Consider the following 13454-nt stretch of genomic DNA (forward strand, 5'->3'; position numbering starts at 1 on the left):
TGCAAAAATTTTTGAACTTGGAATAACGTTATGAGATTTTGTATTGTCGGCGCTGGCTTCAGTGGAGCCATTATTGCCCGTCACCTTTCAGAGAAGGGTCATAAAGTTCTTCTTCTTGACGAGCGGTCCCACATCGCCGGAAACTGTCATACCGAACGTGACAAAACGACGGGCGTGATGGTGCATCGTTATGGCCCACACATTTTTCATACTGCTGACCAGCGCGCGTGGGATTACATCCAGCAATTCGGGACGTTCCAGCCGTACATCAATCGGGTAAAGGCGATTTCCCAGGGACGTATGTACACGCTCCCGGTCAATCTCCTGACGATTAATCAGTTCTTCAATACGACTATGTCTCCCAAGGAGGCGCGTGCCTTTATCGAAGAAAAGGCTGACACGTCGATCAAGGAGCCGAAGAACTTCGAAGAGCAGGCACTTTCGATGATTGGTCCGGAGCTCTACAAAGCCTTTTTTTACGGATATACGAGGAAGCAGTGGGGACTGGAACCTACCGAGTTACCGGCTTCTATTCTCAAGAGGCTTCCGCTGCGCTTCAATTATGATGATAACTATTTCAATCATCCGTACCAGGGGATGCCGGAAGAGGGATACTCGGCCATCGTCGAGAATATCCTGAAATCCGAGAACATCGAAGTTCGGCTGAATACGAAATTCGAAGATCTTTCCGAAGAATTCCAGCACGTTTTTTATACTGGGCCGATCGATCGTTATTTCGATTTCAGACTTGGACGTCTGGGGTACCGGACTCTTGATTTCGAACGCATCGACAGTGATGGAGACTATCAAGGTGCGGCAGTAATTAACTATTGCGATCAAGATGTTCCGTTTACGCGTATCTCAGAACATAAGCATTTTGCGCCATGGGAAGCGGATTCTTTAAAGAAAACGGTTTCTTTTCGGGAGTATAGTCGTTTAGCTGAGCCGAAGGATGTCCCATATTATCCAATTCGACTCGCCAATGAAAAAACAATGCTTGACAATTATATTTCTCTCGCGCGGGATACCAAAGGCGTATCCTTCCTTGGTCGCCTGGGTACTTACCGTTACTTGGATATGGACGTGACGATTTCAGAAGCTTTGAAAGCTTGCGATCAAATTGATGAACTCTTGGCAGCAGACACCCAACTGCCGGCATTCTTCATCGATCCTTCCTGAGTAATTTTTTTGTCTTGCTAGCCTTGCTATACGCGTTTCGCGTGAGTGAGGCTTTGCGGTATGAAACGTGTTAATAAATTTTTGCAGGTAACGGTTTCTCCATGAATGTTCTTAATCACACTCCAGAGGTAAGCAAGTATTCACATGCTGACCTTTTCCCGTTTTTTCCTATAAACTTCTCACCGGACCAGAGAAGCAAGTCCCTGTATATGGTGAAGCCGTATACAGATCTTGATGACAATGGAAATGTTATTGTTGAGCGTGGGCGTGTAGTTACGTTTGACGGTTTCATGACCGCGCTTTACGAACGTGAAATCAACCACATTGTTCCGAATGCAAAGCTTTATCTTGAGCTTGAAGTACAAGGAAGCTGTCGTGTTGGCCTATTTCATCGTTCTCAGGCTGGTGTGGTCACCGAATTTGCGATGGAAAAGCATGTCGGCAAAGATCCTCACGAAGTCCGTACAATTCGCATTGATTTCGACATTGTAGGAGCTGAGGCTAAACTTGGCCGGTGGTACTTTACAATTGAAGCACTGGATTTTTATTCAGCAGCCCAAGAAACCAGCGAAAAGTCCGAAGCAGACGGCGGCACTCTTCTACATAAAGCATATCGGAGTGCATGGAATGCACTAGGTGTCGAAGGAACGCCAACCGATGTTATTCTGCGCCGCGCAACGTGGGGCGTGTACAATGCGAAGCTGCAGGAGGTCCGTCCTTGCTTCGTAATTTGCACTTTCCGTCGTGAGAAGCAACTCGCGGGCAATGTGGACCGTCTGGTCAGCGCGCTTGAAGCAGAATACCCCGGTTACGGTATCATCATTGTCGATAATGCCCGGACGGTTGAACGTCAGGAACATTGGCCCGAAAACGTCCGCGTCATACAGCAGCGTAACGTTGGCGGGGCCGGTGGTTTCGGACGTGGTATGTTTGAAGCTCTGGAAAATGGTGGCTACACACATATCGTGATGCTCGACGACGATGCAGACGTTGAGAAAACGGCCATCGCGCGTATGACCAATTTGTTCCGGCTCAGCCTGGACCCGGAAGTATTTATTGGCGGCGCACAGCTTGACGTATACGACCCGTCTCGCCTGGCAGATGGTGGTGCGCACTGGGTTCCAGACCGCTTTGAGCGTCCTTTCGCACGACTCGCCCCAAGTGATCTGGGTGAGTTGTCCGCAAAAGACGCGCTCATGCGCAACCATTCGCTGAATTTCAACGGCTGGTGGCTGTTCGGCGGTCATGTGGATGGTTTCCGCAAGTTCGGAATGCCGCTCCCCTGCTTTGTGCATCTGGACGACGTTGAATATGGCGTGCGTCTGACAATGCGCGGCGGCCATGTACTGTCTATTCCGGGGATCGCAGTCTGGCATGAGCCGTATTATGCAAAGCCCGAAGGTTGGTTTGCGTATTACAATATCCGCAATGAGCTGATTCGCCTCTCCTGCCATATTGAGGTGCTGTATGCGCTTCTCGTCGGAGACAGTTTCGAGACGTCCCGCGAAGAAGTCGATAAGCGCATTTCCAAGATCATGCGTCGTGTCACCCGTTTGCTTCTTCGGCGCTTCCGTGGTTTTGCCGACATTTACCACTACGGTTCGGCTATGCTGCTTGTTCTGGCAGTTGAGGACTTTCTTAAGGGCCCAAGCATTCTCGCAGACACGGATGCTGCGGATCTGCATGCGGATATCATGAAGGTCTACAAACGCTTCAACGCCAATCACCGCTTCGAGAAGTCTCTTCCAGTTGGTGTAATTCCTACCCCGCCTGGGACGTCTGACAAGTTCATTGTTCCGTGGGTTAGCCGTACGAAACGTGGACGGGGTGTTCTTCTTCGCGGCTACAATCTCTATCAGCGTTTGAGCCGTAACGGGAACGTATCGCTGATGACGAGAAAGAAGACGCCTCTGGATGCGATTTCAGCACGTCGCCGTCAGATGACGGTCTTTAATAGCCGTAATGATATTAACTGGCGCGATATCCGCTCTGGTCGTGACTGGGCGTACTATGATCCTCAGCAAATCGGATATCATATCTTTTCTAATGACCCCGAGCTTTATAAGGAAGCGCGCGAGCGTTTGTCCAAGGCGCTGCGTGCCTACCGCAAGGACGTCTCCAGCGTTCAGCTTCAATGGGCGAACGAGTACGATCGTCTGATTTCAGAGCCATTCTGGCGCGATTTGGTCCAGACGTTCGATCGCGTCTGAATGTAAGGTCAATGCCAGCTTGGTACCTGTTACAACCTTCGAGAGCATCTTCTTCCCTTGAGATGTTCTCAAAGGATCTGTTCCCGCAGGCTTGGGCTGCTCATGCACGATTTGAGCATGTGGGGCTTCGGGTGCAGGCGGAAGCTGAACTGCTGGTAAAAGTTTTCCGACACTTAAAAGGGGCAACTCCAGAATTAATTCTGGAGTTGCCCTCTGTGCAGGGGGAGATGGTTCTTGCTCTGCCGCCTCTGACCGAATGCGGGGACCGTCTCTCCTACAATCTGTATGAGGGCAATCGCGAAATTCCGTTGCAGCCTCAGAGCATTGTAGTGGATTGGGTTTGTGATCGACCTCCCGAACGCCAAGTCGGTATTGCGGTCGTAGTGTGTACCCGAGACAGGGACCCGCAGCTTCAGGTGCTTGTTGACCAGATCGTCCCTCAAATCGGGGATGTGGAAAGCTGCATCATTGTTAATCAGGGAAAGGTCGCTCTTAAGAACCGATTGGTTTTGGAGGGTGATCAGAAAAAATATCGGATTTTCGAGCAGGATAACCTAGGGGGAGCGGGCGGCTTTACTCGCGGCATTATGGAAGCCTTGAAGGACCAGAATGTTACGCACGTCCTGCTTATGGATGATGATGTAGAAGTCGATGCAGGTTTGTTTTGTCGTCTTCGTTCCGCCTTGTCGTATGTTGTTTCTCCAGAGACATGCTTGGGCGGAGCAATGATCGATCTTGATCAGCGGGATCGTCTCCTGTCTATCGGGCATGGTTTTGATCCTATCAAGGCAATGACGACAGACTTTTTGCCTCGTAAGGGAGTGCGTTTAGGGGAAACGGAGGCTCGCTCCTTCCTTGAGCGACCTCTCGATGTCGATTTCTGCGGGTGGTGGTTCTTCTGCTTCTCTCGTCAGGCGGTAGAGGTTAACGGGCTGCCATTACCTTTGTTTCTTCGTGGAGACGATGCGGAATATGGTCTGCGCTTGAAGCGTGCAGGTTTTCCGACGGTTATGTGGCCAGGGATTTATGTTGCTCACCCGCATCTGCTGAACCAGACAAGACCATGGCATCAGTATTACGATCGACGAAACGCGCTTGTCTGCGCAGCACTTCAGTGTGGTTCCGTACCATCTCCGGCTATCATTCGGCTTGTTCGGGGGGTCTTTAACGCGATTGCTCTGTATCGCTATGCAGAGGCACGTGTCGGGATTGGAGCGCTGCAAGCATATCTTGATGGGGCAGAGGGTCTAGAGCGCTGGAGCGAGGAAGGGCATCGTGCCCTTGTAGAAGATGATGAGGTGATGTGTCAGTCTTTAGGGCAGGAACGTGTTTTTCTAAAAACGTTCGATACGCCTTTGTCACGAACCATCATCACAGTCCTTCGGGTGTTGGGAGATATTCTAGCCCAGGGGAACGCTATAACCACTCAGGCTGTAAAGGTTGACGCTACGTGCTGGAAGGTCGGGACGATTCACCGCCCCGTTAGTGTGTGGCTCGTTGGCGAGAGGCAGATAATACATATCTGGCGCGATGCCGCTCAGGCGCGCGACATTGCGCTGAGTCTGCTCCGTGTAATGTTTGTTCTCGCGACACGACGATCACGGAAGCCTGAAACTCTATTGAGGCTATCGACGCCAGAATGGTGGGCAAAACGTCTAGGTGTTTCGATAGACTGAGGCTTTTTGAGGATTTTTTTTAAGAAGTTCGTGCCCATTAATTGTTTTTTTTGTTCACTCGTTGGTGGTCTTGTTTTACAGGAAATCCTCTGCGTTGGCTCCCAAAAACAAAGTGTTGAGCCGTTAATGCATGTAATGGCGTTAAGTCATATCAAAACATAATATTGCATCGCTATCGTCCCTATAGGCAGTATAATCAAAGAAAAAAAATACTATTTTTCTTACATGTCAGAGAATTTATTCTTGAGTATATAGTGCGTATTCTAGAATAATCAATTCGAATATTAATTTTTGATGAACAGATAGTAGGTAGGATATGATATAGGCTGAAGGATAGGGGGAATTTATTTACGTTTAAAAAATATGGCATAGACAATTATTATATTGGAATAATTGCAATGTACTTAATGTCTTCTTAGAATAAAATCGGGTAAATTTATAATTTTATATATTCAGCACGTATAGTAATAATAAATTAGTCTATAAGAATATTGTTAGTTTATTTTTTTTGAATGTTGAAGTTGTATAGTGCCGCAAAATGTAAAGTGGAGTGGATAGCGGGTCTGATGAGTTCTTGTCGTCTGAATACGTGGATTATATAATTTTCCAGATTATGGCGGAGAGGGTGGGATTCGAACCCACGGTACGCTTCCACGCACGGCGGTTTTCAAGACCGCTGCCTTAAACCACTCGGCCACCTCTCCGGACCCCGACCGTAAAATCGGGAGTCGTGTCCTGCGTGCAGGACGTGGGCGGCTTCATGCGATGAGATGGCTCCCACGTCAAGTCTCCTTCTTTGTTACATACCTTGGAGGGGTTTACTCTTCGAAACAGGACATGGGGCGTTTTGTAACGAAGAAACTGCCATCTTGAAGGGAATGGGGCGGGAACGCTTTTTCGCCTCTCATCACCATCAAGGATATAGCATCCATGACGGCATTTCGTCTTTCTGTTCTCCTCCCAGCTCTAGCTTCCGTTGGGCTGTTGGCTGGTTCCTCTCTGGCGCACGCCCATCCAGGTGCGCCTGGACCGCAGCTTGATGGCCTACATGGCAGGCCGGGTCCGGGAGGGGGGCTGCCACCGTTCCCGCCGGGAATAACTCTGACTGATGCCCAGAAGGCTCAGGTCCATAAGATTTTCAGCCAAGGTCATGAGGAGATGAAGGCTCGGCATGAAAAGCTGAAGGCTCTTCGGGACAAGATCCGCACGGCTCTTTCCGTGGAGGGTGATCTGGATCGTACGCTTCTCGCTGATCTGACCAAGCAGGAATCCGACCTGCATGTGCAGGAAGCGCAGGCTCGACTGGAGACGCAGGAGAAGCTCCATGATATCCTGACTCCTGAGCAGCGCCGCCAGGCGAATACGACCATGGAGAAAATTCGTTCGCTCCATGATCAGTTGGACGCCATTATGGGCCATCCACCTGAAGACGGGCCGCCGCCTGCACCCTGATTTCTAAGGTCGAGGCGCTCTATTGCTTGACGTCCGCGTCACGAAGCGATAGAGCGAACCTGTTTCCGGACACGCCACATCGCGAAGGCTCGCGCAGTGGCGTGTTTCTGCTTGCTATAAGGTGGCCCGTTGTTCGATCAACTCTCAGGTAAGATGTCCGGTGTCCTCGAAGGGCTTTCCAAGAATGGAAAGCTCTCGGAGGCTGATGTTACCGAGGCCATGCGTGAAGTTCGTCTCGCGATGCTGGAGGCGGACGTCGCGCTGCCGGTCGTGCGAGACTTCGTCAATAAGGTGCGTGAGCGTGCAGTTGGTCATGAGGTGCTGGAAAGCGTTTCTCCTGGCCAGGCTGTCGCCAAAATCGTTAACGATGCCCTGATTGACGCGCTCGGCGGCGCCGGTGTTGCTCCTCTGAATCTTTCAGCTGTGCCGCCAGTTCCATTGTTGATGGTTGGTCTGCAGGGTTCGGGAAAGACCACGACTTCGGGTAAGATCGCCCTGCGTCTCTCTTCCCGTGAGCGCAAGAAGATTCTTCTGGCGAGCTTGGACGTGCAGCGTCCAGCAGCGCAGCTCCAGCTTCAGCAGCTTGCTGAGCGCGTCAACGCGATTACAGGGCTGGTAAAGTCTCTGCCAATCCTAGCGGGGCAGTCGCCGGTAGATATCGCGAAGCGTGCGCTGGAAACAGCCCGTCGCGAAGGCTACGATATCGTCATTCTCGATACCGCTGGCCGACTCTCTATCGACGAAGCTCTGATGGACGAGGTTCGCGAGATCCGTTCTGTCACGAACCCGGCAGAAACGCTGTTGGTCGTGGACGCGATGACGGGGCAGGACGCGGTCAATACAGCCAAGTCCTTCAATGAAGCCGTCGGTATTACCGGCGTCGTCATGAGTCGAATGGATGGTGACGCCCGTGGCGGTGCCGCACTGTCCATGAAGGCCATTACGGGCGCACCAATCAAGCTGACGGGTTCTGGCGAAAAGCTGGAAGCGCTCGAAGAATTCCATCCGGAACGTGTTGCTGGCCGTATTCTGGGGCTGGGTGACGTTGCTGGCCTCGTGGAACGCGCAGCGGAAACGCTCGACCACGAAGAAGGCGAACGCGTAGCCAAAAAGATGCTCGCCGGTAAGTTTGATCTGGATGACTACGTGTCCCAGATCAACCAGATCAACCGTATGGGGTCGATCTCGGGCATTCTCGGCATGCTTCCTGGTATGGGTAAGATCAAGGATATGCTGGGTGACAAGGAGATCGATACGTCGATCTTCAAACGTCACAAGGCCATCATTTCCTCGATGACCAAGCAGGAGCGCAAAACGCCGGGAATCATCAAGGCATCCCGTAAAAAGCGGATCGCCTCAGGTTCTGGAACGACGGTTCAGGAAGTGAACCGTCTACTCAAGCAGTTTGACGACATGTCCACAATGATGAAGCGCATCAGCAAAATGGGCCTTGGTGGCCTGATGCGCGGAATGGGTGGGGCAGGTGGTCTGGCCGACATGATGAAGGGGATGGGCAAGCCCGGTGGGCGCCCGCCTTTCGTCTGATCAGCATCAAGTTTTCAAGTTTGTCTTTCAGGAGTTTTTCATGAGCCTCAAGATTCGTCTTTCACGCGCTGGTGCCAAGAAGCGTCCGTACTACCACATCGTCGTTGCAGACAGCCGCAGCCCGCGCGATGGCCGTTTCATCGAAAAGGTTGGCGCATACAATCCGATGCTGCCGTCCGACCATGCTGATCGTATCCGCCTTGACGGCGAGCGCATCCAGCATTGGCTGTCCAACGGCGCGCAGGCAACCGATCGCGTTGCACGTTTCCTCGGTAACGCTGGTCTGGCTCCGAAGCCTGCTTACAGCGAGCAGCCGAAGAAGTCCGCTCCGAAGGCCAAGGCTCAGGCTCGCGCTGCAGAAGCAGCCGCTGCTGCAGCTGCCGCAGCCTGATCTACTGCTGACGTTTCAGGACGCTTGATCCGTGCCACCTTTTAAACCTGACAGTGATGTCCTGATCGCGACCATCGGTCGTCCGCATGGCGTACGCGGTCTGGTTCATCTTCATGCAGCTACTGATGATCCGGCTTCTGTCGAGATGTTTGGTGCGCTGCATGATGAGCGTGGGGTTGTATGGACAGCAAGCTGGGTTTCTCCGGGAGTGGCTGCTCTGACAGACGCTCAGGGGAACACTCTGCCAGACCGCACAGCTGCCGAACGACTGGTTAACCGTCGTTTGTATGTTGCGCGTGAGCTTCTGCCGGCTGTCGAGGAAGACGAGTTCTATCATGCCGACCTGATCGGCATGACTGCAGTTTCCGAAGATGGCGAAGTGCTTGGAACCGTCTCCATAGTTCATGACTATGGAGCGGGTGTCAGCATCGAGATTGATCGAGGTCTGATTGTTCCATTCACGCTGGCTTGTGTGCCGCATGTCGATCTCGCGCACCGTCGCGTCACCGTCGTGCCGCCAGTTGAAGTCGAGGTCGAAGGTGATCTCGATGGAGAGGTACAGGTCCGGGCATGAGTTGGCGCGCGGACATCCTGACCCTGTTTCCGGACATGTTTCCGGGGCCGCTGGGATTTTCCCTAGCGGGCAGGGCGCTTGATCGCGGTATCTGGTCCTGTGAATCGCATGATCTGCGTGAGCATGGACTGGGTCGTCATCGCGCTGTGGATGATACGCCGTTTGGCGGCGGAGCTGGTATGGTCATGCGGGCAGATGTTTTGGATACGGCTCTTTCAGCGCTTCCGGCGCTGGATGGTCGTCCTGTCATCTATCCGACACCCCGTGGGCGCCGTCTGTCGCATGAAGATGCAGAGCGTTTCGTGGCAGGGCCAGGTGTTGTGGTTCTGTGTGGGCGTTTTGAAGGTATTGACGAGCGTGTGCTGGAAAAGCACGACATCGAACAGTTCAGTATGGGCGATGTCGTGCTGTCAGGCGGAGAAATTCCGGCCCTGATGCTTCTGGACGCATGTGTGCGTCTTTTACCGGGAGTGATGGGTTCCCAGATTAGTGGTCAGGACGAAAGTTTTGCCGACGGTCTGCTGGAGTACCCGCAATATACGAAGCCGGCGGTCTGGGATGGGCGCGAAGTGCCCGAAATCCTGCTCTCCGGCAATCATGGTGCCATCGCCCGTTGGCGTCATGAACAGTCAATCGCCGTCACGAAGGCACGTCGCCCCGATCTGTGGGATGCGTACCTGGCGCGACAGCAGGTTCATTGAATTTTTGTTTCCAGGAGTTTGGTCATGAACATTATCCAGCAGTACGAGGCGCGCGAAATCGAGCGTCTTTCCACGGCTCGCGCCGTTCCGGAATTTATCGCAGGTGACACGGTTCGCGTTGGCGTCCGCGTTGTCGAAGGTACGCGTGAGCGCGTGCAGAACTTCGAAGGCGTTGTCATTGCCCGTTCCAACAAGGGTCTGAACAGCAACTTCACGGTTCGCAAGATTTCCAACGGTGAAGGTGTGGAGCGTGTGTTCCCGCTGTACGCTCCGTCCCTGGCCAGCATCGAAGTGGTGCGTCGTGGTAAGGTGCGTCGCGCAAAGCTGTACTACCTGCGTGGCCGTTCGGGTAAGTCTGCCCGTATTGCAGAGCGCCCGCGCGATCTGCCGAAGGCTGGCGAAAAAGCCGCTTCCTAAGTCAAGGTTGGAGTATAAGGATGCCCGTTTCTTCTTCGCCCAGAACCCTGTTTGACAAGATCTGGGCCGATCACGTTGTTGACCGCCTCGAAGATGGGACGTGCATCCTATACATCGACCGTCACCTCGTTCACGAGGTGACAAGCCCGCAGGCTTTTGAAGGTCTGCGGATGGCCGGACGTCGCCTGCGCCGTCCGGACGCAACAGTCGCCGTGGTGGACCACAACGTCCCCACGTCCGACCGTTCCCAGCCGATCGAAGAGCCGGAAAGCCGTCTCCAGATCGAAACGCTGGAGAAGAATGTCGCTGAGTTCGGCGTTCCCTATTTCCCGCTGCGTTCCGCGTCTCAGGGCATCGTTCACGTTGTCGGGCCAGAGCAGGGCATTTCTCTGCCAGGCATGACGATCGTTTGCGGTGACAGTCATACCTCGACGCACGGCGCACTCGGCGCGCTTGCATTTGGTATTGGCACGTCCGAAGTCGAACACGTCATGGCGACCCAGACGCTTCTCCAGAAGCCTGCAAAGAACATGCGTGTTTCTGTTGAGGGCAAAGTGGGTCCGGGCGTAACGGCCAAGGACATCATGCTGGCCATTATCGGCAAAATCGGTACGGCAGGTGGCACCGGGCATGTGATCGAGTTTGCCGGCTCTGCAATCCGTGATCTGGACATGGCCGGGCGCATGACGCTCTGCAACATGTCCATTGAAGGCGGTGCAAAGGCTGGTCTGGTTGCTCCCGACGAAACGACTTTTGCCTATGTGAATGGCCGTCCGTTTGCGCCGAAAGGTGAAGCGTTCGAACAGGCCTGTGCTTACTGGCGTACGCTGGCATCGGATGAAGGCGCTCATTTTGACACGGAAGTGACGTTGCGGGCCGAGGACATTGTGCCTTCCGTCACTTGGGGTAACAGCCCGCAGGACGTTTTGCCGATTGATGGCATCGTGCCGTCCCCATCAGATTTCAAAGACCCGGCTCAGGCTGCGCAGGTTCAGCGCGCTCTGGATTATATGGGCCTGACGGCTGGTCAGAAGATTGCTGGAACACCAGTAGATGTCGTGTTCATCGGCTCCTGCACCAACAGCCGCCTGGAAGATCTGCGCGCCGCTGCTGAAGTTGTGCGCGGTCGGCATGTTGCGGCAACGGTTCGTGCCATGATCGTTCCAGGCTCAGGCCTCGTGAAGGCTGCTGCCGAAGCCGAAGGGCTGGACAAGATTTTCCTTGATGCCGGTTTTGAGTGGCGCGAGGCAGGCTGCTCGATGTGTCTGGGAATGAACCCGGATCGTCTGACGCCGGGACAGCGTTGCGCTTCTACGTCCAATCGTAACTTTGAGGGGCGTCAGGGGCCGGGTGGCAGAACGCATCTATGTTCCCCATCCATGGCTGCCGCGGCGGCTGTCACGGGCACGCTATGTGATGTGCGTGAGCTGATGAAGGAGACCGTCTGATGGACAAGTTCACGGAACTGACCGCCATTGCGGCTCCGATGCCGAACGAAAACATCGATACCGATCAGATCATTCCGGCACGCTTTCTGAAGACCATCCAGCGCACGGGTCTTGGCAAGAACGCCTTTGCCGCGCAGCGCTACGACGAGAATGGCAACGAGAACCCGGACTTTGTTCTGAACAAAGAGCCGTATCGTCAGGCTGAAATCCTCATCACCTATGATAATCTCGGTTGCGGATCGTCCCGCGAGCATGCGCCGTGGGCTCTGCTGGATTTCGGCATCCGCTGTGTCATCGCGCCGAGCTTTGCCGATATTTTTTTCAATAACTGTTTCAAGAACGGTATCCTGCCGATCCGTTTGCCACGGGAAATCTGTGACGAACTGATGGGTGATGCACGCCAGGGTTCGAATTCCCGTCTGACGGTCGATCTGGAAAAGCAGATCATCATTCGCCCCGACGGGAATGTTGTGCCGTTTGAAGTTGATCCCTTCCGCCGTCACATGCTGCTCGAAGGTCTGGACGATATTGGCCAGACGCTGGCGCATGATGCGGAAATCAGCAGCTTTGAACATCAGGCCAGCCGCGCATGGGTGCCGTCAATCAGCATGGGAACTGCAAAATGAGTGAAGCCCACAAGCTTCTTGTTCTTGCCGGTGATGGTATCGGCCCGGAAGTCATGCGTGAAGTTGCACGGATCGTGCATTGGCTGGACGCAAACCGTGGCCTGAAGCTGGACATTACGGAAGAACTCGTTGGCGCGGCTTCCCTTGCAGTCCATGGCGTTCCTATCCGTGATGAGGTTATCGACCTTGCCCGGAAGTCTGATGCGGTTCTGTTTGGCTCGGTTGGTGATCCGGCCTGGGGTCATGTCGGGTTCGACAAGCGCCCTGAAGTGGCCATTCTGAAGCTGCGCAAGGAGCTTGAGCTTTTCGCAAACCTTCGTCCGGCCCAGCTTTTTGATGCGCTGATCGATGCATCTGCCCTGAAGCCGGAAGTGGTTCGTGGTCTAGATATCATGATCGTTCGTGAGACGGTCGGTGGTATCTATTTCGGTGAGCCGCGTGGCATTGAGACCCTTCCGGATGGTTCCCGTCGTGGAATCAACACGGAAGTTTACACGACGTCCGAAATCGAGCGTGTTGCCCGCGTTGCTTTCGAGATGGCCCGTCAGCGCGGCAATCGCGTCTGCTCCGTCGAGAAGTGCAATGTGATGGAAAGCGGCCTCCTGTGGAAGGAAGTCGTCACTGATCTGCACAAGCGCGAATATCAGGATGTGGAACTGTCCCACATGCTGGCCGACAACTGCGCCATGCAGCTCGTTCGCAACCCAAACCAGTTTGATGTGATCGTTACGGGTAACCTGTTCGGCGATATCCTGTCCGATCTGGCGTCGATGCTGACGGGTTCTCTGGGTATGCTTCCGTCTGCAACACTCGGCATTGTCCGTGAAGATGGCAAGCGCAATGCGCTGTACGAGCCAATCCACGGCAGCGCGCCAGATATCGCTGGCAAGGGCATTGCAAACCCGCTGGCACAGATTCTGTCTTTTGCGATGCTGCTGCGTTACTCGCTCAACCGGGCTGAAGATGCGGAACTGATTGAAAAGGCAGTGTCCAACGTGCTGGCAAGCGGCCTGCGCACCGCTGACATCATGTCTCCAGGCATGGCTCGCGTTGGTACTGATATGATGGGACAGGCCGTTCTGCGCGAAATGGAAAAGCTGGCCTGATTTTATCTTAAATTGTTTCTGCTTAAGGGCCGGGTAGTTCCATAAAGGAGCCGCCCGGCTTTTTTTGTGCACAAAAAACGTGTCAGTCATGTGCCGATGGGCTGTGGTCAAATGAGGGCGGACGGCGCT

Annotated in this window: 12 protein-coding genes and 1 tRNA gene; 12 read left to right on the top strand and 1 reads right to left on the bottom strand. The window is 53.7% G+C overall.

What is annotated here, in order from left to right; translation table 11 throughout:
* The first annotated feature begins 30 nt into the window (after nucleotides 1–30).
* The 3 genes from glf (at nucleotide 31) to KP708_RS09620 (ending at nucleotide 5065) form a co-directional block, all read left to right on the top strand.
* Nucleotides 31–1179, top strand: a complete 1149-nt coding sequence (glf, locus tag KP708_RS09610; protein WP_215751219.1) for a UDP-galactopyranose mutase — start codon at nucleotides 31–33, stop codon at nucleotides 1177–1179.
* A gap of 209 nt (nucleotides 1180–1388) precedes the next feature.
* Nucleotides 1389–3389 carry a glycosyltransferase gene (locus KP708_RS09615; protein ID WP_237390082.1) on the top strand — a complete coding sequence of 667 codons (2001 nt, stop codon included), beginning with the start codon at nucleotides 1389–1391 and terminating at the stop codon, nucleotides 3387–3389.
* 62 nt (nucleotides 3390–3451) lie between these two features.
* Entirely contained in the window at nucleotides 3452–5065 is a 1614-nt protein-coding gene (locus KP708_RS09620; protein ID WP_215751221.1) for a glycosyltransferase family 2 protein, read from the top strand.
* A 614-nt stretch (nucleotides 5066–5679) separates the two neighbouring features.
* On the opposite strand, the gene KP708_RS09625 is transcribed toward KP708_RS09620, so the two are convergent.
* Nucleotides 5680–5769: transfer RNA gene (locus tag KP708_RS09625), tRNA-Ser, on the bottom strand.
* A gap of 226 nt (nucleotides 5770–5995) precedes the next feature.
* Here KP708_RS09625 and KP708_RS09630 point away from each other — a divergent pair.
* The 9 genes from KP708_RS09630 to leuB all read left to right on the top strand — a co-directional run bounded on the left by KP708_RS09630 (nucleotide 5996) and on the right by leuB (nucleotide 13325).
* Nucleotides 5996–6517 carry a Spy/CpxP family protein refolding chaperone gene (locus KP708_RS09630; RefSeq protein WP_215751222.1) on the top strand — a complete coding sequence of 174 codons (522 nt, stop codon included), beginning with the start codon at nucleotides 5996–5998 and terminating at the stop codon, nucleotides 6515–6517.
* Between the two features lie 129 nt (nucleotides 6518–6646).
* Nucleotides 6647–8062 (top strand): signal recognition particle protein, encoded by a 1416-nt coding sequence (gene ffh / locus KP708_RS09635; protein WP_215751223.1) that lies wholly within the window; start codon nucleotides 6647–6649, stop codon nucleotides 8060–8062.
* A 40-nt stretch (nucleotides 8063–8102) separates the two neighbouring features.
* Entirely contained in the window at nucleotides 8103–8453 is a 351-nt protein-coding gene (rpsP, locus tag KP708_RS09640) for a 30S ribosomal protein S16 (protein WP_099212690.1), read from the top strand.
* Between the two features lie 31 nt (nucleotides 8454–8484).
* On the top strand, nucleotides 8485–9027 hold the full coding sequence (gene rimM, locus KP708_RS09645) for a ribosome maturation factor RimM (protein ID WP_086633643.1): 543 nt from the start codon (nucleotides 8485–8487) through the stop codon (nucleotides 9025–9027).
* Nucleotides 9024–9728, top strand: a complete 705-nt coding sequence (gene trmD / locus KP708_RS09650) for a tRNA (guanosine(37)-N1)-methyltransferase TrmD (RefSeq protein WP_202208452.1) — start codon at nucleotides 9024–9026, stop codon at nucleotides 9726–9728. Before rimM ends, trmD begins: the two co-directional genes overlap by 4 nt.
* A gap of 24 nt (nucleotides 9729–9752) precedes the next feature.
* A complete protein-coding gene (gene rplS / locus KP708_RS09655; protein WP_007283497.1) occupies nucleotides 9753–10145 on the top strand; it encodes a 50S ribosomal protein L19 in 393 nt (130 codons plus the stop codon).
* A 20-nt stretch (nucleotides 10146–10165) separates the two neighbouring features.
* On the top strand, nucleotides 10166–11593 hold the full coding sequence (gene leuC / locus KP708_RS09660; protein WP_215751224.1) for a 3-isopropylmalate dehydratase large subunit: 1428 nt from the start codon (nucleotides 10166–10168) through the stop codon (nucleotides 11591–11593).
* On the top strand, nucleotides 11593–12219 hold the full coding sequence (leuD, locus tag KP708_RS09665; protein ID WP_064273079.1) for a 3-isopropylmalate dehydratase small subunit: 627 nt from the start codon (nucleotides 11593–11595) through the stop codon (nucleotides 12217–12219). The genes leuC and leuD overlap by 1 nt, the downstream gene beginning before the upstream one ends.
* Nucleotides 12216–13325, top strand: coding sequence for a 3-isopropylmalate dehydrogenase (gene leuB / locus KP708_RS09670; RefSeq protein WP_086633647.1), 1110 nt, complete (start codon nucleotides 12216–12218; stop codon nucleotides 13323–13325). The genes leuD and leuB overlap by 4 nt, the downstream gene beginning before the upstream one ends.
* The last annotated feature ends 129 nt before the right edge of the window (nucleotides 13326–13454 follow it).

It is taken from the genome of Gluconobacter sp. P5H9_a (assembly GCF_018812085.1).
Taxonomy (GTDB): Bacteria; Pseudomonadota; Alphaproteobacteria; order Acetobacterales; family Acetobacteraceae; genus Gluconobacter.